Source organism: Aliidongia dinghuensis, assembly GCF_014643535.1.
Classification (GTDB): domain Bacteria; phylum Pseudomonadota; class Alphaproteobacteria; order ATCC43930; family CGMCC-115725; genus Aliidongia; species Aliidongia dinghuensis.
In genome coordinates this window covers 429,405-452,056 of record NZ_BMJQ01000004.1, presented here as the reverse complement: position 1 = coordinate 452,056, position 22,652 = coordinate 429,405, and the positions used below count along the sequence as shown (strand labels likewise).

Sequence of the window (22,652 nt, the reverse complement as noted above, 5' to 3'; positions counted from 1 at the left end):
GCCTTATCTCCAAAAGGGTAGGGCAGCCTCGGCCCGACGAGACAAGCGGACCCATGCCGGACGATATCGTGAAAGACGAGGCCATGCGGCCGGACCAGAGCCCGGCGGCACTGCGCCATCCCGAGAAGGCGGCCAATCCGGACCGGCCGTCGCCGCGCAAGCCCGACTGGCTGCGCGTCAAGGCGCCGATCAGCAAGGAATATCACGAGACGCGCCGCCTCATGCGCGATCTCAAGCTCAACACGGTGTGCGAAGAGGCCGCCTGCCCGAACATCGGCGAATGCTGGCAGCAGAAACACGCGACCGTCATGATCCTGGGCAGCGTGTGCACGCGCGCCTGCGCCTTCTGCAACGTCGCGACCGGCCAGCCGGACAAGCTCGACCCGCACGAGCCCGACCATGTCGCCGAGGCGGTCGCGGGCCTGGGCCTGCAGCATGTCGTCGTGACCTCGGTCGACCGCGACGATCTGGATGACGGCGGGGCCGAGCATTTCGTGCGCACGATCAGGGCGATCCGCGAGCGCTCGCCCGCGACCACGATCGAGATCCTGACGCCCGATTTCCTGCGCAAGCCGGGGGCGATCGAGAAGGTGGCGGCGGCGCGGCCCGACGTGTTCAACCATAATCTCGAGACCGTGCCGCGCCTCTATGCGACGGTCCGCCCGGGCGCCCGCTATTTCCATTCGCTCAGGCTGCTCGACATGGTGAAGCAGGTCGATCCCAGCATCTTCACCAAGTCCGGCATCATGGTGGGCCTGGGCGAGGAGCGGCAGGAAGTGCTGCAGGTCATGGACGACCTGCGCGCCGCCGACGTCGACTTCATGACCATCGGGCAGTACCTGCAGCCGACACCGAAGCACCATCCGATCGATCGGTACGTGACGCCGGAGGAGTTCGAGTCCTATCGCAAGATGGGCTACGGCAAGGGCTTCCTCATGATGGCATCGAGCCCGCTCACGCGGTCGTCCCATCACGCCGATGCCGACTTCGCCCGGATGCGCGCCGCCCGCGAGGCCAAGCTCGCCGCCGCGGCGGGCTGAGCCGCTCCGGGACGCACCTTAGCAATGGCGAAGTTCGCCGAACGCCGCCTTTTGCCCTATCGGCCGGATCAGCTGTTCGACCTTGTGGCCGACATCGAGAAATACCCGGAATTCCTGCCGTGGTGCATGGGTGCCCGCATCCGCACGCGCAAGGAGAACGAGGTCACGGCGGACCTGGTCATCGGCTTCAAGATGTATCGCGAGCGCTTCACCTCGCGCGTCGTGCTGACCCGGCCGGACCGGATCCACGTGACCTATTCCGAAGGGCCGTTCCGCTATCTCGAGAACCAGTGGAAGTTCGAGCCGGGGCCGCATGGCGGCTGCGTCGTCGATTTCTACGTCGACTTCGAATTCTCCTCGCGCATGCTGCAGAAGGTGATCGAGGTGCTGTTCAGCGAGGCGGTCCGGCGCATGGTCGCAGCGTTCGAGGGACGGGCGCGCCGGCTCTACGGCGCGGGCGAGCCGGGCGTCGCTACGCAAATCCTGCCCCGTCCGATTTGACCGGTTCCCATTCTGGGCGAATCCCCGCAAGATCGCGCGCAACCATCAGGTGCGGCAGCGACGGCGGGGGAGCGGGATGCGGTTCGGACAGCTGGGGACGATCGGTACGCTGAGCCTGCTCGCCGCCTGCGCCGCACCGCCGCCACCGCCTCCGGCACCCCCGCCGCCGTCGCCGATGGCGCTCTACGAGGCCGCCATCCGCGACGCCGCGGTCAAGCAGCCGGCCGATCTCGAGGCCCGGTTGAGCCCGATCACGAGCAAGAATGCCGACGTGGTGACCTGGGCCTACGACCTCGACAGCCATTCGGTTGGCAAGCTCGTCCGCACGCTCGGCGCCGACGTCTGGATCACGGTCGCCCCCGACTTGAAACGGCGCTGCGCCGGTCTCTCCGGCGCAGCGCTGACGCTCCGCCTGCAGCAGCTCCTGGGCCTGCCGCCGGACGATGCGACCGACCGCAAGTTCTTCACCTTCACGGTGCGCAGCGCCGACCTGTTCCGGCCCTGCGCCGACCCGCGGATCAATACCAGCGCCTGCACGCTCGACGTGCCGGAGAGCCGCCATGCCGGCCTTGCCGAAGCGACGGCGGCGGCCCATGACCGCTTCATGCTGCAGCAGCTCCTCGGCTCCTACCGCGTCGGCTTCGACCGGCCCGGCTACCCGTTCACGGCGCTGGGCTACACCTACGACTGGAAGCCGGATTCCGAGACGCACCATGTCGGGCTCTCGGAATTTGTCGTGCGCAAAGGCGCCATCGTCCGCGACGTGCAGGAGATCGACACGGCCGCCTACTGCGCAGCCAACTGATCGTCGAGCGCCCGCGCGTCGCGCGACGCCAGCATCCGGCCGATGACGAAGCGCGGCAGGCCGAGCCCGCGCAGCGCCGAGCGCACGACACTCTCGATCGAGCGATCGAGGTCGAAGCGGCTTTCGCCGTTTACGATCGTGTAGTGCGGCTGGTGCGCGTCGATGAGCGCGATCCGGTCGGCGCCGAGCTTTTCCTTCAGATAGTCGACGCTCGGCTGCACGCTCTCAATATAGAAGTCGAAGCGCTTCAGCAGCGACGCCTTGTCGTCGTCGATGCGCCCGCGCAGGCCCGCACGGTGCAGCATCTCCTGCTTGCTGATGCTGAGATGCAGCACCTTGAGCACCGGCAGGCCGAGCGCCGACAGGTCTTCCAGCAGCCGCTCGGCCGCGACCCGGGTGCGGGGGTAGCCGTCGAGCAGGAAGATCTTCCGGTGGAGGTCAGGCAGCTGCTGGATGTCGGCGGCGATCAGCGCCTGGGTCCAGCGGTTGGGCACCAGGAGGCCGTGGGTCGTGCAGTATTCCAGCCAGTCGAGCTGGCTCGCCGTGCGCCAGTCCGCCGACGCGCCGCGCTTCTCGGCAAGCGCGGCGGCGAGCGCCACCGACTGCTCCTCCACCTTGCGGGCAAGCTCGGGCGTCGTGTCGATGCAGTCGAGGATCGGCACCTTGTCGCTGATCGAGTAGCGCTCCTCGAGCAGGCGGACGAACTCTGGCGAGCGGGCGCGCTCATAGGTGCGGCGCAGGATGTCACCCATGGAAAGCCAGCGATCGCGCGAGATCGACAGCAGCTCGCACATTGCCTTGGCGATCTCGCCCTTGCCGCAGCTCGACGGGCCGGTGAGGATGATGACGCCGGAGCCGGCGATCTCGATGTCGCGGATGATCAGTCGACGGCCGAGATCCAGGCCAGGGGAATGTTCTGCGGCCGGACTGTCGTCGTCTCTCGCCATGCTTTAGTCACCTTTCATCATTCGCCCCAATCGCATCGGTTTGGGACATTCGGTCTCAAGTTTCAACTGTCGAACGGCGCTCGTGTGCGGAACGTCAAACCGCCGATGTCAGAAGCGCCAGGGCCTTCGCGACGGTCGCCCGCCGGATCGCGGCCCGGTCTCCGGGGAAGATCTCGTGCGTGGTCGCAGTCGGCCGGCCACGCCGGGCTAGGCCGAAATGCACGAGGCCGACCGGCTTCTCGGCACTGCCGCCGCCCGGGCCGGCGATGCCGGTCACCGATACGGCGAGATCGATCTGTGCCAGCTGGGCGAGCACGCCTTCCGCCATCGCCACCGCAACCTCGCTGCTGACGGCGCCCACGGCCGGAAACAGTGCGGACGGCACACCCAGCATCGCCGTCTTCGCCTCGTTCGAATAGGTGACGAAGCCGGCCTCGACCACGTCCGACGAGCCGGCAATCGCCGTCAAGGCACCGGCGATCAGGCCGCCGGTGCAGGATTCGGCCGTGCCGAGGCGCAGGCCGCGCGTGCGCGCCAGGTCGAGCAGCCGTTCGGCAGCGGCGAGGATGTCGGCGTCGATCATCTAGAGCCCCACCACGCGATCGATGAGCCAGAGCCCGAAACCGGAATAGATCGCCGCCAGCACATCATCGAGCATGACGCCCAAGCCGCCGCCGATCTTGCGATCGGCCCAGCTCGCCGGGAACGGCTTGGTGATGTCGGCGGCCCGGAACAGGATCAGGCCGATCAGATAGGCCGGAATGCTGAGGGGTCCGCAGGCGAGGGTCAACCATTGGCCGACCACCTCGTCGACGACGATCGACTGCGGGTCCCTGATGCCGCTCGCCCGTACGAGCCGGTCCGCAGCAGCCCAGCCGGCGAGCAGCAGCAAGGTCGCCGCCAGCACGAGCGCCGCGGAACCGCCCCACCATTGGATCACCCAGGCGAAGGGCAGGGCCGCGATCGAGCCCCAGGTCCCCGGTGCCTTGGGTGCGAGCCCCGCGCCGAACCAGGTCGCGAGCAGCTTGGCGCCGGCAGTTCCGCCCATGCCGGAGCTCAGGCGATGCCAGGGGCTGGCAGGTCGAAGGGCAGGCGGACCGTGGCAGTCGCCTGCGCCGCGATGCCTTCGCCGCGGCCGGTGAAGCCCAGCTTCTCCGTCGTCGTCGCCTTGACGCTGACCCGGTCGAGCGACAAGCCCAGGATCTCGGCGATGCGTTCGGCCATGGCGGCGCGATGCGGGCCGATCTTCGGCCGTTCGCAAATGATGGTGACGTCGCAATGGGCGATCATGCCGCCCTTGGCTTTGACCAGGCTCCCGGCATGGGCCAGGAACTTGTCAGAGGCGGCGCCGCGCCAGCGCTCGTCGGTCGGCGGGAAATGCTGGCCGATGTCGCCGGCGCTGATGGCGCCCAGGATGGCGTCGGTCAGCGCATGCAGGCCGACGTCGGCATCGGAGTGGCCGAGCAGGGTCTGGTCGTGCGCGATGCGGATGCCGTTGATCCAGCAATGGTCGCCCGGCACCAGCTGATGCACGTCGAAGCCCTGGCCGACGCGCACGTCGCCGAGCCGCGCCATCATGGCTGCCTCGGCCCGGGCGAGGTCGTCCGCCGTAGTGATCTTGAAATTGTCCTCGTCGCCCATGACCAGCTCCACGGGATGACCGGCGCGTTCCGCCACGGCCGCGTCATCCGTCAAATCGAGACCGACGGCCGCGCGATGGGCGGCCAGGATGTCGGCGAAGCGGAACGCCTGGGGCGTCTGCGCTCGCCAGAGATGGGTCCGGTCCACCGTGTCGGCGATCCGGCTGCCCTCGGCACGCTTCACGGTGTCGCGCACCGGCACGGCCGCAATCGCCGCGACATGCGTGGCCAGGCTCGCGATCAGCCGGTCGACCGTCCCGGCCGAGATCAGCGGGCGTGCCGCGTCGTGGATCAGCACCAGGTCAGGCGCGGCCGGGGCGATCGCCTCGAGCCCGTTGCGGACCGATTCCTGGCGCGTTGCCCCGCCGGCCACCGGCTCGGCCAGATCCAGACCGTCCGTCGCCGCGTCATAGAGCGCCCGATCGTCCGGATGAATGACCACCCGGACGCCGGCGACGGCGGGATGGGCAAGAAACGCAGTGAGCGTCCGGCGCAGGACCGGCTGACCCGCCAAGGAACAATATTGCTTGGGCAAAGGCCCGCCGAAGCGGGCGCCACGCCCGGCCGCCACGATCAGGACATGAACGGTGGGGGCGGGGGCGGAAAGGGAAGGATCGCTCATGGCGGCGGAGACTAGCCCGTCCGTCGCACGCGGGACAAGCGACACGGGTGCTGCAGCGCCCCGCGGGAAACGCGCCCGCTCGGCTCCCATGCCAAGCCGGCGCTTTTTATTTGTTTGCAAACGCATTATTTTGCCGCTTCCCGCCCGGTCAGCATCGCCCGTCTCTCGACATCTCGGACCTGCAATGTTGCAGTTGCGAGAAAATGCCGGTAAGCTGCCCAGGCTTTAGGCAAATCGATCGGCGTGCGCAGCAAATGAGCATTACTATCGGCCCGGTTACGCTCAAGGACCCGGTAATCCTCGCTCCGATGTCCGGGGTGACCGACATGCCGTTCCGTCGCCTGGTGAAGCGCCACGGCGCGGGGCTGGTCGTGTCGGAGATGATCGCGAGCCAGGCAATGATCCGGCAGACGCGGCAGACCATGAAGATGGTCGAGAAGTCGCCGGAGGAATTTCCGATGTCGGTGCAGATCGCGGGCTGCGAGCCCGAGGTCATGGCCGAGGCGGCGCGCCTCAATGCCGACCTGGGCGCCCAGATCATCGATATCAATTTCGGCTGCCCGGTGAAGAAAGTCGTGAACGGCCACGCCGGCTCGTCGCTGATGCGCGATGAGGTCGGCGCCGCGAAGATCCTTGAGGCGACGGTCAAGGCGGTCGACCTGCCGGTCACGCTCAAGATGCGCATGGGCTGGGACCATGCCAACCTCAACGCGCCCCGGCTCGCCAAGATCGCCGAGGACTGCGGCATCAGGATGGTGACCGTGCACGGGCGCACCCGGCAGCAGTTCTACACCGGCACCGCGGACTGGGCCTTCATCCGCACCGTCAAGGAAGCGGTCAGGATCCCGGTCGTCGCCAACGGCGATATCGTGACGCTTGATGACGCGCGCACCGCGCTCGATCAGTCCGGTGCCGACGGCGTCATGATCGGCCGCGGCTGCTATGGCCGGCCCTGGTTCATCGCCCAGGTGTCGGAGTTCCTGAAATCGGGGCGCCGTGTCGGCGACCCGGTGCTGGCCGATCAGCTGGCGGCACTGCTCAGCCATTTCGACGACATGCTCGTGCATTACGGCCGCGAGACCGGTGTCCGCATGGCCCGCAAGCATGTCGCCTGGTATTCCAAGGGGTTGCCGGCCTCGGCCGAGTTCCGCGCGGGCCTCAACCAGATGGATGACGCCGACAAGGTGCGCGAGCAGATCCGACGCTTCTACGATCCGCTGCTCGAGCGCCAGGCCGCATGACGGCCCTCATGACCGGCGTCACCCGGCCAATCGGTGCGCAGCCCCTTGTGGCTGATGCGGGCGCGGCCGACGCCGACGCGGTGCTGGCGGCGCTCGCGACGCCGGTCGTCGTCGTCGACGACCATGACCGGATCCGGATGGTCAATCCCTCGGCGGAGCAGTTCTTCGATGCCGGCGCCTCGGTCCTCGCCGGCCTGTCGCTGGCCGAGCTCGTGCCGCGGGACAGCCCGATCATGGCACTCGTGGAACAGGCGCGCCTCTCGGACGGCACCGTCTCGGAATTCGGCATGCACCTCGAGACGCCGCGGCTGGGCCAGCGTCTGGTCTCGATCTCGGTGGCCCCCGTCGTCGAGCGGCCGGGTCATGTCGTGCTGTCGTTCCACGAGCTGTCACTCGCGCAGAAGATCGACCGGCAGCTGACCCATCGCCATGCGGCGCGCTCGGTCACCGGCATGGCGGCGATCCTGGCGCATGAGGTGAAGAACCCGCTGTCGGGCATCCGCGGTGCCGCACAGCTGCTGGAGCAGACGGTCGGCCCGGCCGACCAGGAGCTGACCCGCCTCATCTGCGACGAGACCGACCGGATCGTGGCGCTGGTCGAGCGGATGGACGTGTTCTCCGACCCGCACCCGTTCGAACAGGACGCGGTCAACATCCACGAGGTGCTGGAGCGGGCGCGCAAGGTCGCCCAGGCCGGGTTCGGCAAGCATGTTCGCTTCATCGAGGAATACGACCCGTCGCTGCCGCCGGTGCGCGGGAATCGCGACCGTCTCGTGCAGGTCTTCCTCAATCTGATTAAGAATGCGGCAGAAGCGGTGCCGGAGGAGGGCGGAGAGATCACACTCACCACCGCTTACCAACATGGCATCAGGCTTGCGGTGCCCGGCAGCGACAGCCGCGTGCATCTGCCCCTGGTGGTGTCGGTCCAGGACAATGGCGCCGGCATCCCCGAGGATCTACAGGCGCATCTGTTTGATCCGTTCGTGACCACCAAGCGCAACGGCACGGGGCTGGGCCTTGCTTTGGTCGCCAAGATTATCGGCGACCATGGCGGGGTGATCGAGTTCGACAGCCAGCCGCGCCGGACGGTGTTCCGCGCGCTGTTGCCGATGGTCACAAGGGACGGAGCCGCTGAATGACCAGTTCAACCATCCTCGTCGCCGATGACGACCGTGCGATCCGCACGGTGCTGAACCAGGCACTGGGGCGCCTCGGGCACGACGTCCGGACGACGGGGAATGCCGCGCAGCTGTGGCGCTGGGTCGCCGACGGCGAGGGCGACCTGGTCATCACCGACGTGGTGATGCCCGACGAAAACGGCCTCGACCTCCTGCCGCGTATCAAGAAGATGCGGCCGGACCTGCGCGTCATCGTCATGAGCGCACAGAACACGCTCATGACCGCGGTCAAGGCGACGGAGCGGGGCGCCTTCGAATATCTGCCGAAGCCGTTCGACCTGCGCGAGCTCGTGAACGTGGTCGAACGGGCGCTGTCGGCGCCGACCACGCTGTTGCCGACGCTGGGCGAGGGCCATGAGGCCGACGAGCAGCTGCCGCTCATTGGCCGCTCCCAGGCGATGCAGGAGATCTATCGGGTGCTGGCGCGCCTGATGGGCACCGATCTCACTGTCATGATCAACGGCGAGAGCGGCACTGGCAAGGAGCTGGTCGCCCGCGCGCTGCACGACTACGGCAAGCGCCGGAACGGCAATTTCGTCGCGGTCAACATGGCGGCGATTCCGCGCGAGCTCATCGAGTCGGAGCTGTTCGGTCACGAGAAGGGAGCCTTCACCGGCGCCGTCGCACGCAGCCAGGGCCGTTTCGAGCAGGCCCAGGGCGGGACCTTGTTCCTGGACGAGATCGGCGACATGCCGATCGAGGCCCAGACCCGGCTGCTCCGCGTGCTGCAGGAGGGTGAATATACCGCCGTCGGCGGCCGCACCGCCGTCCGCACCAATGTCCGCATCATCGCGGCCACCCATCGCGACCTGAAGCAGCTGATCCGCCAGGGCCTGTTCCGCGAGGACCTGTTCTATCGCTTGAACGTCGTGCCGATCCGCCTGCCGCCGCTCCGAGAGCGGAGCGAGGACATCCCGGCGCTGACCCGGCATTTCTTCGGCCTCGCATCCAGCGAGGGCCTGCCCTTGAAGAGCCTGACCAACGACGCGATGGAGCGGCTCAAGGAATATCGCTGGCCCGGCAATATCCGCGAGCTCGAGAACCTGGTGCGCCGCATCGCAGCACTCTATGCCCAGGAAGTCATCGATCTCAGCGTCATCGAGCAGGAGCTGGCCGAGGCGACACCGGCGGCCGCGACCAGCGAGATCCCGGCGAACGAGGGCATGGGGCAGGCGGTCGAACGGCATCTCCGGGACTATTTCGCGGCCCATAAGGACGCGCTGCCGGCCGGCGGGCTCTATGACCGGGTGCTGCGCGAGGTCGAGCGGCCGCTCATCCTGCTGACGCTGGGCGCCACCCGCGGTAATCAGATCAAGGCGGCGCAGCTCTTGGGTCTCAACCGCAACACCCTGCGCAAGAAGATCCGGGAGTTGGACATCCAGGTGGTCCGCGGCCTAAAATGACCGACGCACCGCGAGCAGGGGCGGGCCGGCTCGCGGAAACGGTCGATGTCTCGTCCCCATGAACATGCGATCGCTTGACGGTGGTGCGGCGCGGTGAGGCACCACTGGGTCACGAGATGAGCACGGAACACCCGACAATAAGGCCTTCCTTTCGCCATCGCTTTGCCGCCTGGGCAACAGGCCGTCCCGGACTGGGCCGCATCGCCGCCTTGATCCTGGCGGTGGTCGCAATCGGCTCGGTGCTGGCGACCTACGTCACCTTCACCGGCGCGCCGCCCTTCGGGTCCGACCACGGCAGCCTGCTGCTGCTGTTGCTCACCCTCAACCTCGTGCTGCTGCTGGTGTTCGGCGCGATCGTCGCGAAGCGACTGGTCGAGATCTGGACGCAGCGGCGGCGCGGCCAGGCAGGCTCGCGCCTGCACATCCGCCTCGTCGTCCTGTTCAGCGCGGTCGCGGTCACGCCCACCATCATCGTCGCGATCTTCTCGTACCTGTTCCTGAGCTTCGGCATGGAGTCCTGGTTCAGCGACAAGGTGAGGACCGCGATCGAGGAATCACGCGCGGTGGCACAGGCCTATCTCGAGGAGCATCAGCAGAACATCCGCGCCGACGCGCTCGAGGTCGCGGCCGACATCAACCGCAACGCCTTCAGCTTCGCGCGCAATCCCAAGGCGTTGAGCGCGTTCATCGACGACGAGGTCCGGCTGCGCGGCCTGACTGAGGGGCTCGTCTACAACGCCCAGACCGGCGCCATCCTCGGCCAGTCGGCATTCAGCGCGGCGCTCTCGCTCGAAAAGCCGCCGTCCTGGGCTTTCGCCAAGGCGCTCACCGGCGAGGTCGCGATCCTGAACAGCGAGGCCGAGGACCGCGTGCGCGCGCTGGTCGCGGTCGAGGCGATCCCGAACGCGATGCTGTATGTCGGCCGTCCGGTCGACACGCGCGTGCTCAATCACCTGATCGCGACCAACGCGGCGGTGACCCAGTACGAACGGCTCGAAGGCGAGCGCTCGGGCTATCAGATCAAATTCATCCTGATCTTCGGTGCCGCGGCCTTGCTGCTGCTCTTGGCCGCCGTCTGGTTCGGCGTCAATTTCGCGAGCCAGATCTCGCGCCGCATCAGCGGCCTCGTGGTCGCGGCCCAGAAGGTCGGCAGCGGCGATCTCTCGGCCCGCACGGCGGAGCTCGACGAGAACGACGAGTTCGGCAGCCTGAGCCGCGCCTTCAACCTCATGACCCAGCGGCTCGAGACGCAGCAGACCGACCTGGTCGAGGCGAACCTGCAGCTCGACCTGCGCCGGCGCTTTACCGAGACGGTGCTCTCCGGCGTGTCGGCCGGCGTGATCGGCCTCGACGAGCGCGGCCTCGTCAATCTGCCGAACAAGTCGGCCTCGCTCCTGCTCGATCGGGACCTCGACGCGCTGCAGGGCCTGCCGCTCGCCGAGATCGTGCCGGAGATGGCACCGCTCATCGCTGCCGCGATGGACCGGCCCGACCGGCTGGTCGAAGGGCAGATCCGGCTCCTGGTCGGCGCGCGCGCCATGGTGCTCCTGGTCCGGATCGCGAGCGAGCAGGGGCCGGGAGCGACGCCCGGCTATGTCGTGACGTTCGACGACATCACCGAACTCTTGTCAGCCCAGCGCAAGGCCGCCTGGGCCGATGTCGCGCGCCGCATCGCGCACGAGATGAAGAACCCGCTGACGCCGATCCAGCTGTCGGCCGAGCGCCTGAAGCGCAAATACCTGGGCGAGATCAAGAGCGACCCGGATACTTTCACGCTCTGCACCGACACGATCATCCGCCAAGTCGGCGACATCGGCCGCATGGTCGACGAATTCTCGTCCTTCGCGCGCATGCCGGCGCCGCTCATGCGGCGGGAGAACCTGCTGGAGCTTACCCGCCAGGGCGTCTTCCTTCAGCGCACCGCGCATCCCGAGATCGACTTCACGGTCGATCTGCCGCAAGCGCCGGTCGAGGTCAGCTGCGACTCGCGCCAGATCAGCCAGGCGCTGACCAATCTGCTGCAGAACGCCATCGACTCGATCCAGGCCCGCCAGGTCGCCGAGACGGCGGCCGGCAATACGGGCCAGCCGGGGCGCATCCGCGTGCGCTTGCTGGTCGAAAGCAGCAGGACCATCCTGTCGGTCGAGGACAACGGCAAGGGCCTGCCGAAAGAGGGCCGGGAGAATTTGACGGAGCCCTACGTCACGACTCGGGCCAAAGGCACCGGTCTGGGGCTTGCCATTGTGAAGAAGATCATGGAAGACCACGCGGGCGAATTGATACTAGACGATGGCTCGATCGGCGGTGCGGGGGTCAGCCTGGCCTTCCCCGGCGGCGCGGATCAAGCGGCCCATCGCCCCGACAGCGTGTCAGGCGTGATGAAACAGACGGAAGTGGTCCATGGCGCATGACATCCTGATCGTCGACGATGAAGCCGACATCCGGATGCTGCTCTCCGGCATCCTCGAGGACGAGGGCTATCAGACGCGCGAGGCGGCCGATTCGAAGGAAGCGCTGGCGCGCATCCGGGCCCGGCAGCCGAGCCTGGTCATCCTCGACATCTGGCTGCAGGGCAGCGAGCTCGACGGCATCGAGATCCTGAAGATCATCCGGCGCGAGGCGCCGCAGCTGCCGGTGCTGATGATCTCGGGTCACGGCACGATCGAGACCGCCGTCGCCGCCATCAAGATCGGCGCCTATGACTTCATCGAGAAGCCGTTCAAGTCGGACCGCCTGCTGCTGCTGGTCGAGCGTGCGATCGAGGCCGCCCGGCTCAAGCGCGACTACGAGGAGCTTAAGCTCAGGTCCGGCGCCGACGTCGAACTGGTCGGCGGCTCGAGCGTCATGAACCATCTGCGCCAGGCGATCGACAAGGTGGCGCCGACCGGCAGCCGCGTGCTGATCAGCGGTCCGGCCGGCTCGGGCAAGGAGGTTGCGGCCCGGCTGCTCCACGCGCGCTCGCGCCGCAGCAAGGGGCCGTTCGTCGTGCTGAATTGCGCGACCATGCGGCCGGAACGGCTCGAGATCGAGCTGTTCGGCACCGAGCCGGGCGCCGAAGGCCCGGACAGCCCGCGCAAGATCGGCACCTTCGAGCAGGCGCACGGCGGCACGCTCGTGCTCGACGAGGTCGCCGACATGCCGCTCGAGACCCAGGGCAAGATCGTTCGCGTCCTGCAGGACCAGGTGTTCGAGCGGGTCGGCGGCAACAACCGGGTCGAGGTCGACGTCCGCGTCGTCGCCTCGTCCAACCGCGACCTGCCGGCGGAGATCCTCGCCGGCCGCTTCCGCGAGGATCTGTTCTATCGCCTGTCGGTCGTGCCGATCAAAGTACCGCCGCTGCGCGAGCGGCGCGACGACATCCCGCAGCTGACCCGCTATTTCATGGCCCGCTCGGCCCAGAGCGCCGGCGTCAGTGCGCGCGAGCTCGGCGAGGACGCGATGGCGGCGCTTCAGGCCTATGAGTGGCCCGGCAACGTGCGCCAGCTGAAGAACGTGGTCGACTGGCTGCTGATCATGGCGCCCGGCGAGCCGAAGGACCCGATCCGGGCCGACATGCTGCCCGCCGAGATCGGCTCGATCGTGCCGACCGTGCTGAAATGGGAGAAGGGCGGCGAGATCATGAGCCTGCCGCTCCGCGATGCGCGCGAGGTGTTCGAGCGCGAATATCTCCTGGCCCAGGTCACGCGCTTCGGCGGCAACATCTCGCGCACGGCCGCCTTCATCGGCATGGAGCGTTCAGCGCTGCACCGCAAGCTCAAGTCGCTGGGCGTCCTCAACGGCGACCGCGGGCTCAAGGTCGCACCCTGACGGCTGCAGACTGACGGCCGCAGACTGACGGGGGCCGATCCGAGAATGGGGTCGGCGTTTCAGAAGATTGCGGTTGCAAAGGGTGCGCTTCACGACAGCGGGCCTGCCCCGCATACTGGTGCCTCGTCGCCACCAATCCGCCGAGGACCCCCATGTCGCGCTTCGCCTATGTCAACGGTCGCTTCGTTCGTTATGGCAGCGCGACCGTGCATATCGAGGACCGCGGCTATCAGTTCGCTGACGGTGTCTATGAGGTGATCGCGCTCGCCGGCGGCAAGTTCGTCGACCTCGACTTGCACTTGCAGCGTCTCGACCGGTCGCTCTCGGAGCTGCGCATCGAGCGGCCGATGAGCGACCGGGCGCTCACCTTCGTGCTGGACAATCTTGCCAAGCGAAATGGCATCCGCAACGGCAGCGTCTATCTGCAGATCACCCGCGGCGTGGCACCGCGCGACTTCGTCTTTCCACGGGACGCGGTGCCCCAGGTCGTCGCCGTCGCCCGGCGGGCGAAGCCGATAGCGCAGACCGCCATCGAGGACGGCGTCAAAGCCATCACCATTCCCGACATCCGCTGGGCGCGCTGCGACATCAAGTCGGTGGCGCTGCTGCCGGCGGCGCTCGGCAAGCAGGCGGCACGCGAGGCCGGCGCCTACGAGGCCTGGCAGTATGATCGCGACGGCTTCATCACCGAGGGCACGTCGAGCAACGCCTGGATCGTGACGCCCGACGGCGACCTCGTCACCCGGCCCGCAACGAACGCCATCCTGAACGGCATCACCCGCCTGGTGGTGATCGAGCTTGCCAAGGCGGCCGGCCTGCGCTTCGTCGAACGCCCGTTCTCGATCAAGGAGGCCCATGCCGCGCGCGAGGCCTTCGTCACCAGCACGACCTCCTTCGTCATGCCGATCACCCAGATCGACGAGACGCCGATCGGCAACGGCAAGCCGGGCTCGTTCACGCGCGAGCTGCGCGAGAAATACATGGCGCACATGGCGGAAATCGCCGGAGCGGCGGCCGGGACGTGGAAGTGGGCGTGAGCGGAGGTCCCGAAATGGGCAGGAGCATGGGCGTCGGACGCCCGTCCGCGCTGGTCTTCGACTGGGACAACACGCTGGTCGACAGCTGGGGCACGATCCACGCGGCGCTCAACACCATGTTCGTCCAGATGGGCCACGATCCCTGGACGCTGGAGGAGACGCGCCTCAAGGTCCGCAAATCCTTGCGCGACGCGTTTCCCGCGATGTTCGGCGACCGCTGGCAGCATGCACAGAAGCTCTATCTCGACGCGTTCGAGGCGCTGCATATCGAGCGTCTCACCCCCTTGCCCGGCGCCAAGCTGCTGATCGACGCGATGGCGGCGGAGGGCTACTACGTGGCGATCGCGTCGAACAAGACCGGGCGCTTGCTGCGGCGCGAGGTCGCGGCGCTCGGCTGGGAACGCTATTTCAGCAAGACCGTGGGTGCCGGCGATGCGGCGCGCGACAAGCCCGACCGGGCGCCGATCGACCTGGCGCTCGACGGCAGCGGCATTGCGGCCGGGCCCACGGTCTGGTTCGTGGGCGATACGGGAATCGACATCGCCTGTGCCCATAATGCCGGCTGCGTGCCGATTCTGGTGCATGGGCCGGAGGGTGGCCTCGCCGCAGAAGACGAGTTCGCCCATTTGAAGCCGGCCCGTCACTTCAGAGATTGCATGGCCCTTGCGCGCGAGATTTCGCAGTAGCGAACTTGCAACGGGCGGGACGCGTGTACAAATCCTGTCCCAAGACGAAGTCTGCCCGTCCGAGGTGCCATCGGCCCAGATGCCATCGGCGCGGAACGTGCAGGAACTTTTTTTGTCGGGCCCCATTGTCGGGAACCGGAAGGCCCGAGCTCCTCTCTGGAGCTCCAACAACTCGTAAGAAGGGAATTTCCCCATGTCGGAAAAGTCGCAGAATGTGCAGGACGTGTTCCTCAACTTCGTCCGGAAGAACAAGACGCCGGTGACCGTCTTCCTCGTCAACGGCGTCAAGCTCCAGGGCATCATCACCTGGTTCGACAATTTCTGCGTCCTGCTGCGCCGTGACGCCCATTCGCAGCTCGTCTACAAGCATGCGATCTCGACCGTCATGCCGGCGGCACCGGTGCAGCTGTTCGACGGCGACAAGGAAGGCGACGCCTGAGCGGCATGAGTTCTATGGGGCATGAAACCGAGGCCGGCGGATCCTCCACCGGCCGCGCACTCGTTGTATATCCACATCTGAAGCTAGCACCGTCGGAAAGCGCCGGCGCCGTGCGGGCGCCCGAAGGGCGGCTCGCCGAGGCGGTTGGGCTCGCCGAGGCGATCCAGCTCGACGTGGTCCACGCCGAGGTGGTGAAGCTCAACCAGCCGCGCCCGGCGACGCTCATCGGCAAGGGCAGCGTCGAAAAGCTGGCCGAGCTCGTCGAGGAGCTCGAGATCGGCATCGTCATCGTCGATGCGGCGGTGAGCCCGGTCCAGCAGCGCAACCTGGAACAGGCCTGGAAATGCAAGGTCATCGACCGGACCGGCCTGATCCTGGAGATCTTCGGCGCCCGCGCCCGCACCCATGAGGGCCGGCTGCAGGTCGAGCTCGCGGCCTTGACCTATCAGCGCTCGCGCCTGGTCCGGTCCTGGACCCACCTCGAACGGCAGCGCGGCGGCTTCGGCTTCCTCGGCGGCCCCGGCGAAAGCCAGCTCGAGATCGACCGGCGCCTGATCGGCGAGCGCATCACCAAGCTGAAGCGCGAGCTCGAAGACGTGAAGCGCACCCGTTCGCTGCACCGCCAGGCGCGGCGTCGGGTGCCCTATCCGATCGTGGCGCTGGTCGGCTACACCAACGCCGGCAAATCGACGCTCTTCAACCGGTTGACCCAGTCCGAGGTCTTCGCCAAGGACCTGCTGTTCGCGACGCTCGACCCGACGCTCCGGACCTTGAAGCTGCCGTCGGGCCGCAAGGCGATCCTGTCGGATACCGTCGGTTTCATCTCCGAGTTGCCGACCCATCTGGTCGCGGCCTTCCGCGCGACGCTCGAAGAGGTGCAGGAGGCGGACGTTGTCGTCCATGTGCGCGACGTGGCGCATCCCGATACCGAGGCGCAGCGCGAAGACGTCCATGGAGTGCTCAAGGACCTGGGCCTCGGCGAGGCGGTCGAGCGCGGTCTGGTCGAGGCGCTCAACAAGATCGACCTGCTGGACGGCGAGACGCGCCAGGCGATCGTCAACCGGGCCGGGCGCAATCATGACGCGGTGGCACTCTCAGCCGCGACGGGCGAGGGGTGCGACGCGTTGCGGCACCTGCTCGACACGCGCCTCATCGACGGTGTACGACCAGTCCCGCTCGACGTCGACCTGATGGACGGCGCCGGCATCGCCTGGCTTTATCGCCATGGCGAGGTGCTGGAACGGCATGACGACGATCATGTCGCCCATCTCGTCGTCAACATAAACCAGGCCGATCTCGACCGTTTCGCCGCCCGCGAACGCTGATCTCCCTCCGCCACCCGTCGCCGAAAGGTTCGGACGCATGCTGCCCGACACGACCAAGGTCTCGACCCTGCTGCGCGAGGCCGCGGCCGATCTGATCCTGCCCCGCTTCCAGCGCCTGGAGACGGGCGACATCCAGGCGAAGGCGCCGGGCGACCTGGTGACGATCGCGGATCTGGAGACGGAGCATCGCCTCACGCCGCAGCTCTGCGACCTGCTGCCGGGCTCGATCGTCGTCGGCGAAGAGGCGGCGTCCAAAGACCCGACCGTGCTCGAGCGGCTGTCGGGCGACACGCCCGTCTGGGTCATCGATCCGGTCGACGGCACGGCCAATTTCGCGGCCGGCATCCCGCTGTTCGCGGTCATGGTCTCGCTCATCCGCAGCGGCGAGGTGGTACAATCCTGGATCCTCGATCCGGTCAAGGATCATATGGCGGTTGCCGGGCGCGGCGAGGGGGCCTGGCTCGACGGCCAGCGCCTGCATGTGGCGGCGCCGGCGACGCCGGACCATATGAGCGGCTCGCTGACGCTGCGCTTCGGCAATCGCCAGCTCGTGCGCAAGATCGCCGGCCGGTCGAACCTGGTGGGCTCCGTGTTCAGCTTCCGTTGCGCCGGTCAGGAATATCTGGCGCTTGCGAGCGGCCGCGTCCATTTCGCGCTCTATCATCGGCTTCTGCCGTGGGACCATGCCGCCGGCTGGCTGCTGCACCGCGAGGCGGGCGGTTATTCGCGCCGGCTCGACCGCTCGGCCTATACGCCGCGCACCCACGACGGCGGCCTGCTCTTGACGCCGGACGAGGCCAGCTGGAATGCCTTGCACGAAGTGCTGATCGGCGGCGAGGAATAGTTTCGACCAAACGGGGAGGAGGGGACGATGAAGCTTGCATTCCTGGGCCTGGGCGTCATGGGCTATCCGATGGCGGGCCACCTGCAGCGCGCCGGCCATGCAGTGACCGTCTATAACCGCACCGCCGCCAAGGCCGCGGCCTGGGTCGCCGAGTACGGCGGGGCCTCGGGCGAGACGCCGGCCGCGGCTGCCAAGGGTGCCGAGATCGTCTTCGTCTGCGTCGGCAACGACCATGACCTGCGCGAGGTCGTGGCCGGGCCCGGCGGTGCTTTCTCCGGCATGGCGCCGGGTGCCATTCTCGCCGACCACACTACCGCGTCGGCCGACGTCGCGCGCGAGTTGGCGGCGCTCGCCGCCGAGAAGGGGATCGCCTTCCTCGACGCCCCGGTTTCGGGCGGCCAGGCCGGCGCCGTCAACGGCAAGCTCACCATCATGGTCGGCGGCGACGCCGCGGCCTTCGCCAAGGCCGAGCCGGTCATGGTCCACTACGGCCGCGCCGTGACGCTGATGGGGCCGGTCGGTGCCGGCCAGTTGACCAAGATGGTCAACCAGATCTGCATCGCCGGCCTGGTCCAGGCGCTGTCCGAGGGCATCAATTTCGCGCAATGCGCTGGGCTCGACCCGAACAAGGTCGTCGAGGTCATCTCCAAGGGGGCAGCACAGTCCTGGCAGATGGAGAACCGCGCCGCGACCATGGCCGAAGGCAAGTTCGACTTCGGCTTTGCCGTCGACTGGATGCGCAAGGATCTGGCGATCTGCCTCGAAGAGGCCAAGCGCAACAAGGCGGCGCTCCCGGTCACGGCACTCGTCGACCAGTTCTACGGCCGCGTCCAAGCCCGCGGCGGCAACCGCTGGGATACCTCCAGCCTGATCGACCTGCTCGCCCGACCCTGACGAGAACTCCCCGTCCATCCCAGTCACGCAAGTGGAACGAAGATTGCACTTGCGTGACAAGGGGTTGTTCATCGGACGGGGGGATGAATGGGGCAGCGAGCCGGGTTCTTGTGCGGCGCCGGTTGCGGCGCGCTTCTGCTGGCGCCGCTGGCAGCGCTCGCCGACGGGGCGTCCAGCACCGAAGTCATCACGGTCACGGCGCAGAAGCGCGCGGAAGACGTCAAGGAAGTCCCGCTCAATATCTCGGTTCTGAGCGGCACGCAGCTCCAGGAACAGCACATCAACGACATCACGGATCTCTCCCGTGAGGTGCCGGGACTGTCCTTCTCGAACGAGGGCGGCACGGGGCTCAGCAAGATCGAGCTCAGGGGCATCAGCTCGGACGCAGGCTCGCCCACGGTCGGCATCTATCTGGACGAAGTGCCGATCACGATGCGCAACCTGCTCAATACCGGGGCAACCGAGCCGCAATTCTTCGACCTCGACCGGATCGAGGTACTGCGCGGCCCACAGGGCACGCTCTACGGCTCGAGCTCCATGGGCGGCACGATCCGCTTCATCAGCAAACAGCCGGACCTCGACGATTTCGGCGGCAGCGTCTATTCCGAGCTGTCCAGCACCAAGCACGGCGGCCTCAACTACGAGGAAAGCGGTGTCTTGAACGTGCCGATCGTCAAGGGCATGGCCGCGCTGCGCCTGGGCGTCGATTTCCTCGACAACAGCGGCTACATCGACCAGCTGTCGACCACGGGCCAGCTGCTCGACCACGACATCAACGACGAGAAGACCGGCGTGGTGCGCGCGACCCTGAAGGCGCGCATCGGCGACGACCTCACGATCACGCCCGCCGTGTTCTTCCAGCGGCTCAGGGTCGACGACACCTCGGTCTATGACCTGAGCCTGCCGTCGCTCTCGACCGCGAAGCTGGTCGCCGAGCGCGGTCGCGACACGCTGTTCGTGCCCAGCATCACTGCCGACTACGACCTGCACTGGGCCGACCTCACCTCGGTCTCAAGCTATTTCTGGCGCCAGTTCAATCGCGTGCAGGACGGCACCTATTACAACAGCGTGCTGCTCGCCAACACGCTGGCATCCGACCCAGCGACGGTCGCCGCCTTCCCGAACGTCAACCCGGCGTCGATCGGCGGCCTGCCGTCGCCCGCCTATATCTACCCGACCACGCGGCAATATTCGGAGGAGCTGCGGCTCGCCTCGAAATCGAGCGCCGACACCGGCCGGCCCTATACCTGGATCGGCGGGCTCTATTTCTCGGACCAGCACGTCCATCTGTCGGACCAGGAATACATCACCGGCGTCGGTGCGGCGCTGCAGCAGCTCTACGGCACGACGCCGGACAATATCCCGGTCATCTCCAACCCGCTCACGGGCGATCTCGTCTATTCGAACACGGACCGCTACGACGAGCGGCAATACGCCGTATTCGGCGAGTTCACCTATATCCCGTGGGAGACCGTGCACCTGACAGCGGGCCTCCGCTATAACTTCGCCCGCGAATCGCTCGGCGGCACCGGCGGCGGCTATTACAACGCCGACGCGGCGCCCCAGTTCGGCTTCAACGAGCGCAGCTATGCCGCGACGCCGAAGTTCGCGGCGACCTGGGACGTGACCGAGGCCCAGACGCTCTATGCCAATGCCAGCAAGGGGTTCCGGCTCGGCGCGCCCAATCAGCCGATCCCGCAGTTCGAATGCTCGGCCGACTTCCAGAACCTCGGCGTCAAGGGCGCGCCGGAGAAATACAACGCCGACTCGCTCTGGAGCTACGAGCTTGGCGACAAGGCGCGCTTCTGGGGCAATCGCGTCTCGGTCGACGCCGCGGTCTACTACATCACCTGGAAGAACGTGCAGCAGCACATCTATCTGCCGATCTGCGGCTTCGACTACACGACGAACGCCGGCAATGCCGAGAGCTACGGCACGGAACTCTCGATCCGCGCGCGCGTGACGCCGGCCCTGACGCTGACCGCGTCCGCCGACTACACGCACTCGACCCTGACCCAAGCCGATCCGGGCCTGGGCGCCGCGGTCGGCGACAAGCTGCTGGGCACGCCCGATTGGACCGCTGCGTTCGGCGCCGACTACACGACCGAAGTCGCCAACGGCGTCGACGGCTTCGTCCGTGCCGATTGGGAATGGACGGGCCCGAGCCACGGTGCGTTCCAGAACACCGACCCGGACTATGGCCGGCCGGTCTACAACGTACTGAACGCGAGCGTCGGTGCCGATTTCGGCAGCCTGGTCGTCTCGCTGTTCGTGAAGAACCTGCTCGACCAGAACAAGACGATCCAGCGGCCGTCGCTGCTCTCGGTCAACGAGGGCTACACAGTCCGGCCACTGACGGTCGGCTTGTCGGTGTCGAAGGACTTCTGACGGCCGGGACGTGATCATGCACCGTCGCCGCAGGAGCCCGCTGCCGGCTTGCAGCGGGCTCCTGGGTCACTTGTCGGACGTGGTCGCCTTGCTGTTGAGATCCCGCAGGCGATAAAGCTCCTTGATGTCGATCATGAAGTACCCGGCCCGATGTTCGGCGCTGAGCCACAGGCGGCAGCACGGGCAGGGTTTCAGGTAGACGTCATATTCTTCGCCGGCGTCGCGCCAGTACGTCGAAACCCGGCTCTCGCGTGTCTGGCTGATGAAGATCTGGTTGATCTCGGCACCGAGCTTGAGCAGCTGGTAGACAGCATCGGGCTCGGCACAGCCGAACGGATCACGGCTTTTGCCGTCCTTTCCCTCGATGCCGAGGCGCGCGATGTAGTCGAGCGCCCCGATGAAGGCCTTCGCATCCTCATTGCTGCCGAGGCCCAGGAGATCTTTCCGAGTCTCCTTGCCGCTCCGGCTATCGGCGTTGACCGCGACGAGGCTGTTCTGATGCCACGCGGGCCCCTTGTAGTACCAGCCTGAACATTTCGCCATGATCGCCTCCCGCTATACGGGTTTGTGACGATCGAACTCTATTTCGAACTGTATCGTGGCTCTGTGAGGGAGATCACAAGCTCGACCGGCGCTCGGCGAAGGCGAGGCAATAGCCGTTTGGATCGGCAATGCCGAACTCGTAGAGTCCATAGGGCATCAATTCGGGGCCCCAAAGAAACGCGACCTTGTCCCGCCATTCCTCAGCGAGCGCGTCGACGCTTTCGGGGAACGCGTAGATTGTGCCGGACAGGGCAGGATCGGTGGCCGTCCCGATTGGCTCGTCGAAGAAGAACAGGGCGATGCCGTCGCGCTCTACCCGCAGCCGATGTGCGGGACGACGATCACCGTCCGGCCATTCGATCGAGAAGCCCAGTCGGCCGTAGAACGCGGCTGTCTCTGAGAGGTCGCGAGCAAGGAGGGCCGGGACGACCCGGGGCCCACGGCCGAAGGTCACCGTTTCAGCCCTCATTCGCCTTGACGCGGTTCCAGAGCGCGTCCTGCTCGTCGAGCGGCAGGCTGTCGAACGGACGCCCTTCGGCGGTGGCCAGCGCTTCCATCGCGCGGAAGCGGCGCTCGAACTTGGCTGTCGCGCGTCGGAGGGCGCCTTCGGCGTCGAGGTCGAGCCGGCGCGCCAGGTTGGCAAGGGCGAAGATGAGGTCGCCCAGCTCATCCTCGATCCGCTCGGCGGCAGCGCCGTTCGTAAGCTCGGCCCTGAGCTCGTCGATCTCTTCCTCGATCTTGTCGAGGATCGGCGCAGGCTCGGTCCAGTCGAAGCCGACGCGGGCCGCGCGCTTCTGGATCTTGACGGCGCGGGTCAAAGCGGGGAGGCCGGCAATGACGCCGTCGAGCGCGCTGTGGCGCTCGGCCTCCTGCGCCTGGCTTGCGCGCTCGGCCGCCTTCATGCGCTCCCAATTGACCGTCTGATCCGCCGCGGTCGCGACCGCCGTCCCGTCGCCGGCTTCGCTGGTGAACACATGCGGGTGCCGGCGGACCATCTTCTCCGAGATCGCGTCGGCGATCTCCTCGAAGCCGAACAGGCCCGCTTCCTCGGCCATGCGACCGTGGAACACGACCTGGAACAAGAGGTCGCCCAGCTCGTCCTTGAGCGCCGGCATGTCGCGCTTCTCGATCGCGTCGGCCACTTCATAGGCTTCCTCGATCGTGTAGGGCGCGATGGTCGAGAAATCCTGCTCGATGTCCCAGGGACAGCCGCCGTCTTTCGAGCGGAGCTGCGCCATGATGCGGAGCAGGCGGTCGATGCCGGTCCCGGACGGCGGTGGTATCGACATCGGTCCTCGTCTGGGTCGTGGCG

The 22,652-nt window shown here is 67.2% G+C and carries 22 protein-coding genes; 15 read left to right on the top strand and 7 right to left on the bottom strand.

Annotated features, from left to right (window positions below):
• The first annotated feature begins 5 nt into the window (after positions 1–5).
• From lipA to IEY58_RS10385, 3 genes are all read left to right on the top strand, one after another.
• A complete protein-coding gene (gene lipA, locus IEY58_RS10395; RefSeq protein ID WP_268237561.1) occupies positions 6–1,040 on the top strand; it encodes a lipoyl synthase in 1,035 nt (344 codons plus the stop codon).
• Between the two features lie 24 nt (positions 1,041–1,064).
• The gene (locus IEY58_RS10390) at positions 1,065–1,541 is read left to right on the top strand and encodes a type II toxin-antitoxin system RatA family toxin (protein WP_189045270.1); all 477 of its coding nucleotides are present in this window, start codon (positions 1,065–1,067) and stop codon (positions 1,539–1,541) included.
• Between the two features lie 76 nt (positions 1,542–1,617).
• Positions 1,618–2,346, top strand: coding sequence for a hypothetical protein (locus tag IEY58_RS10385; protein WP_189045268.1), 729 nt, complete (start codon positions 1,618–1,620; stop codon positions 2,344–2,346).
• Here IEY58_RS10385 and IEY58_RS10380 read toward each other — a convergent pair.
• The 4 genes from IEY58_RS10380 to IEY58_RS10365 form a co-directional block, all read right to left on the bottom strand.
• Complete coding sequence (locus tag IEY58_RS10380; protein WP_189045266.1) at positions 2,328–3,293, bottom strand: nucleoside monophosphate kinase; 966 nt, start codon at positions 3,291–3,293, stop codon at positions 2,328–2,330. The two genes, IEY58_RS10385 and IEY58_RS10380, sit on opposite strands and share 19 nt — an antisense overlap.
• 94 nt (positions 3,294–3,387) lie before the next feature.
• Positions 3,388–3,876 (bottom strand): CinA family protein, encoded by a 489-nt coding sequence (locus tag IEY58_RS10375; protein WP_189045264.1) that lies wholly within the window; start codon positions 3,874–3,876, stop codon positions 3,388–3,390.
• On the bottom strand, positions 3,877–4,341 hold the full coding sequence (locus tag IEY58_RS10370) for a phosphatidylglycerophosphatase A family protein (RefSeq protein ID WP_189045262.1): 465 nt from the start codon (positions 4,339–4,341) through the stop codon (positions 3,877–3,879).
• An 8-nt stretch (positions 4,342–4,349) separates the two neighbouring features.
• Positions 4,350–5,555, bottom strand: a complete 1,206-nt coding sequence (locus IEY58_RS10365) for a bifunctional 2-C-methyl-D-erythritol 4-phosphate cytidylyltransferase/2-C-methyl-D-erythritol 2,4-cyclodiphosphate synthase (RefSeq protein WP_189045260.1) — start codon at positions 5,553–5,555, stop codon at positions 4,350–4,352.
• A gap of 254 nt (positions 5,556–5,809) precedes the next feature.
• On the opposite strand from IEY58_RS10365, the gene dusB reads away from it, so the two are divergent.
• From dusB to IEY58_RS10305, 12 genes are all read left to right on the top strand, one after another.
• Positions 5,810–6,796, top strand: coding sequence for a tRNA dihydrouridine synthase DusB (gene dusB, locus IEY58_RS10360; protein ID WP_189045259.1), 987 nt, complete (start codon positions 5,810–5,812; stop codon positions 6,794–6,796).
• An 8-nt stretch (positions 6,797–6,804) separates the two neighbouring features.
• The gene (locus IEY58_RS10355) at positions 6,805–7,935 is read left to right on the top strand and encodes a two-component system sensor histidine kinase NtrB (protein ID WP_189045406.1); all 1,131 of its coding nucleotides are present in this window, start codon (positions 6,805–6,807) and stop codon (positions 7,933–7,935) included.
• Positions 7,932–9,377, top strand: coding sequence for a nitrogen regulation protein NR(I) (gene ntrC / locus IEY58_RS10350; RefSeq protein WP_189045257.1), 1,446 nt, complete (start codon positions 7,932–7,934; stop codon positions 9,375–9,377). Before IEY58_RS10355 ends, ntrC begins: the two co-directional genes overlap by 4 nt.
• 116 nt (positions 9,378–9,493) lie before the next feature.
• Positions 9,494–11,788: a sensor histidine kinase NtrY-like gene (locus IEY58_RS10345; RefSeq protein ID WP_189045255.1), complete on the top strand. Its 2,295-nt coding sequence runs from the start codon at positions 9,494–9,496 to the stop codon at positions 11,786–11,788.
• Complete coding sequence (gene ntrX, locus IEY58_RS10340) at positions 11,778–13,184, top strand: nitrogen assimilation response regulator NtrX (RefSeq protein ID WP_189045253.1); 1,407 nt, start codon at positions 11,778–11,780, stop codon at positions 13,182–13,184. The genes IEY58_RS10345 and ntrX overlap by 11 nt, the downstream gene beginning before the upstream one ends.
• 152 nt (positions 13,185–13,336) lie before the next feature.
• Entirely contained in the window at positions 13,337–14,221 is an 885-nt protein-coding gene (gene dat / locus IEY58_RS10335) for a D-amino-acid transaminase (RefSeq protein ID WP_189045251.1), read from the top strand.
• Between the two features lie 14 nt (positions 14,222–14,235).
• Positions 14,236–14,907: an HAD family hydrolase gene (locus tag IEY58_RS10330; RefSeq protein ID WP_229743630.1), complete on the top strand. Its 672-nt coding sequence runs from the start codon at positions 14,236–14,238 to the stop codon at positions 14,905–14,907.
• A gap of 193 nt (positions 14,908–15,100) precedes the next feature.
• Positions 15,101–15,346, top strand: a complete 246-nt coding sequence (hfq, locus tag IEY58_RS10325) for an RNA chaperone Hfq (protein WP_189045249.1) — start codon at positions 15,101–15,103, stop codon at positions 15,344–15,346.
• Between the two features lie 14 nt (positions 15,347–15,360).
• Positions 15,361–16,671: a GTPase HflX gene (gene hflX / locus IEY58_RS10320; protein ID WP_189045247.1), complete on the top strand. Its 1,311-nt coding sequence runs from the start codon at positions 15,361–15,363 to the stop codon at positions 16,669–16,671.
• A gap of 37 nt (positions 16,672–16,708) precedes the next feature.
• On the top strand, positions 16,709–17,515 hold the full coding sequence (locus IEY58_RS10315) for an inositol monophosphatase family protein (RefSeq protein ID WP_189045245.1): 807 nt from the start codon (positions 16,709–16,711) through the stop codon (positions 17,513–17,515).
• 27 nt (positions 17,516–17,542) lie between these two features.
• Positions 17,543–18,409 carry an NAD(P)-dependent oxidoreductase gene (locus IEY58_RS10310; protein ID WP_189045243.1) on the top strand — a complete coding sequence of 289 codons (867 nt, stop codon included), beginning with the start codon at positions 17,543–17,545 and terminating at the stop codon, positions 18,407–18,409.
• An 87-nt stretch (positions 18,410–18,496) separates the two neighbouring features.
• A complete protein-coding gene (locus tag IEY58_RS10305) occupies positions 18,497–20,797 on the top strand; it encodes a TonB-dependent receptor (protein ID WP_189045241.1) in 2,301 nt (766 codons plus the stop codon).
• Positions 20,798–20,863: 66 nt separating this feature from the next.
• On the opposite strand, the gene IEY58_RS10300 is transcribed toward IEY58_RS10305, so the two are convergent.
• The 3 genes from IEY58_RS10300 to mazG all read right to left on the bottom strand — a co-directional run bounded on the left by IEY58_RS10300 (position 20,864) and on the right by mazG (position 22,629).
• Positions 20,864–21,340 (bottom strand): hypothetical protein, encoded by a 477-nt coding sequence (locus IEY58_RS10300; RefSeq protein WP_189045239.1) that lies wholly within the window; start codon positions 21,338–21,340, stop codon positions 20,864–20,866.
• 73 nt (positions 21,341–21,413) lie between these two features.
• Positions 21,414–21,809 carry a VOC family protein gene (locus IEY58_RS10295; protein ID WP_189045237.1) on the bottom strand — a complete coding sequence of 132 codons (396 nt, stop codon included), beginning with the start codon at positions 21,807–21,809 and terminating at the stop codon, positions 21,414–21,416.
• On the bottom strand, positions 21,799–22,629 hold the full coding sequence (mazG, locus tag IEY58_RS10290) for a nucleoside triphosphate pyrophosphohydrolase (RefSeq protein WP_189045235.1): 831 nt from the start codon (positions 22,627–22,629) through the stop codon (positions 21,799–21,801). Before mazG ends, IEY58_RS10295 begins: the two co-directional genes overlap by 11 nt.
• Positions 22,630–22,652: the final 23 nt, after the last annotated feature.

Excerpts from the sequence above, each read along its gene's own strand:
- IEY58_RS10380 (WP_189045266.1), bottom strand. The coding sequence starts at position 3,293 with ATGGCGAGAGACGACGACAGTCCGGCCGCAGAACATTCCCCTGGCCTG.
- hflX (WP_189045247.1), top strand. The coding sequence starts at position 15,361 with ATGGGGCATGAAACCGAGGCCGGCGGATCCTCCACCGGCCGCGCACTC.
- IEY58_RS10365 (WP_189045260.1), bottom strand. The coding sequence starts at position 5,555 with ATGAGCGATCCTTCCCTTTCCGCCCCCGCCCCCACCGTTCATGTCCTG.
- IEY58_RS10300 (WP_189045239.1), bottom strand. The coding sequence starts at position 21,340 with ATGGCGAAATGTTCAGGCTGGTACTACAAGGGGCCCGCGTGGCATCAG.
- IEY58_RS10375 (WP_189045264.1), bottom strand. The coding sequence starts at position 3,876 with ATGATCGACGCCGACATCCTCGCCGCTGCCGAACGGCTGCTCGACCTG.
- IEY58_RS10390 (WP_189045270.1), top strand. The coding sequence starts at position 1,065 with ATGGCGAAGTTCGCCGAACGCCGCCTTTTGCCCTATCGGCCGGATCAG.
- IEY58_RS10370 (WP_189045262.1), bottom strand. The coding sequence starts at position 4,341 with ATGGGCGGAACTGCCGGCGCCAAGCTGCTCGCGACCTGGTTCGGCGCG.
- IEY58_RS10355 (WP_189045406.1), top strand. The coding sequence starts at position 6,805 with ATGACCGGCGTCACCCGGCCAATCGGTGCGCAGCCCCTTGTGGCTGAT.
- IEY58_RS10330 (WP_229743630.1), top strand. The coding sequence starts at position 14,236 with ATGGGCAGGAGCATGGGCGTCGGACGCCCGTCCGCGCTGGTCTTCGAC.
- ntrX (WP_189045253.1), top strand. The coding sequence starts at position 11,778 with ATGGCGCATGACATCCTGATCGTCGACGATGAAGCCGACATCCGGATG.
- IEY58_RS10295 (WP_189045237.1), bottom strand. The coding sequence starts at position 21,809 with ATGAGGGCTGAAACGGTGACCTTCGGCCGTGGGCCCCGGGTCGTCCCG.
- IEY58_RS10385 (WP_189045268.1), top strand. The coding sequence starts at position 1,618 with ATGCGGTTCGGACAGCTGGGGACGATCGGTACGCTGAGCCTGCTCGCC.
- IEY58_RS10345 (WP_189045255.1), top strand. The coding sequence starts at position 9,494 with ATGAGCACGGAACACCCGACAATAAGGCCTTCCTTTCGCCATCGCTTT.
- ntrC (WP_189045257.1), top strand. The coding sequence starts at position 7,932 with ATGACCAGTTCAACCATCCTCGTCGCCGATGACGACCGTGCGATCCGC.
- hfq (WP_189045249.1), top strand. The coding sequence starts at position 15,101 with ATGTCGGAAAAGTCGCAGAATGTGCAGGACGTGTTCCTCAACTTCGTC.
- mazG (WP_189045235.1), bottom strand. The coding sequence starts at position 22,629 with ATGTCGATACCACCGCCGTCCGGGACCGGCATCGACCGCCTGCTCCGC.
- IEY58_RS10310 (WP_189045243.1), top strand. The coding sequence starts at position 17,543 with ATGAAGCTTGCATTCCTGGGCCTGGGCGTCATGGGCTATCCGATGGCG.
- dat (WP_189045251.1), top strand. The coding sequence starts at position 13,337 with ATGTCGCGCTTCGCCTATGTCAACGGTCGCTTCGTTCGTTATGGCAGC.
- dusB (WP_189045259.1), top strand. The coding sequence starts at position 5,810 with ATGAGCATTACTATCGGCCCGGTTACGCTCAAGGACCCGGTAATCCTC.
- IEY58_RS10315 (WP_189045245.1), top strand. The coding sequence starts at position 16,709 with ATGCTGCCCGACACGACCAAGGTCTCGACCCTGCTGCGCGAGGCCGCG.
- IEY58_RS10305 (WP_189045241.1), top strand. The coding sequence starts at position 18,497 with ATGGGGCAGCGAGCCGGGTTCTTGTGCGGCGCCGGTTGCGGCGCGCTT.